The 742-nt window shown below is 62.8% G+C and carries 1 protein-coding gene; it reads left to right on the top strand.

The window, feature by feature from the left end; translation table 11 throughout:
- Positions 1-46 precede the first annotated feature (46 nt).
- Positions 47-718, top strand: coding sequence for an ATP-dependent Clp protease proteolytic subunit (locus MJ783_RS03280; RefSeq protein ID WP_239308450.1), 672 nt, complete (start codon positions 47-49; stop codon positions 716-718).
- Positions 719-742 lie beyond the last annotated feature (24 nt).

Here is a 742-nt window from a genome sequence, read left to right on the forward strand (position 1 = left end):
GACATCCGGTAACCGACCACCACCCGCCGTCGCGGAGGCACCCACCATGTACCAACCGATCATCGGCCAGAGCTCGAGCGACGCGCTGCCCGTCAGCCATTACGGGATCCCGCGTGTCATCGAGAAGACCAGCCGTGGTGATCTTTACCTTAATCCTTATGAGAAGCTGCTGCGGGAACGTATCGTTTTCCTCGGTATCCCGATCGATGACCTTTCCGCGAACGACGTGATGGCGCAGCTGCTTTTCCTGGAGTCCGAGGACCCCGACCGGGATATTTCGATCTATATAAACTCACCGGGTGGATCGTTCACCTCGTTGACCGCTATTTACGACACGATGCAGTTTGTCCGCCCGGACATCCAGACGATCTGCATGGGCCAGGCGGCATCCGCGGCCGCGGTGCTGCTCACAGCGGGGACACCGGGGAAGCGTTTCGCGCTGGAGAACAGCCGTATCCTGCTGCACCAGCCCTCTGGGCAGGGCGAGGGACAGTCCAGCGACATCGAGATTCAGGCCAGGGAGATCCTGCGGATGCGCTCCCTGCTGGAGCGGATGCTCGCCAGGCACACCAGGCACACCGAGGAAGAGATCCGTCGGGACATCGAGCGGGACAAGATTTTCAGCGCGGCCGAGGCGCAGGAGTACGGGTTGATCGACGAGGTCATCCGGACCCGCAAGTCGTCGCAGCTGTTGGCGGCGCCGGCAGCGGGCCGTTAGCAGCAGGGACTGGGGGGGTCCGGT

It is taken from the genome of Protofrankia sp. Cj3 (genome assembly GCF_917627355.1).
Classification (GTDB): domain Bacteria; phylum Actinomycetota; class Actinomycetes; order Frankiales; family Frankiaceae; genus Protofrankia.

Coding starts and splice junctions, on each gene's coding strand:
- MJ783_RS03280 (WP_239308450.1), top strand. CDS start 47: ATGTACCAACCGATCATCGGCCAGAGCTCGAGCGACGCGCTGCCCGTC.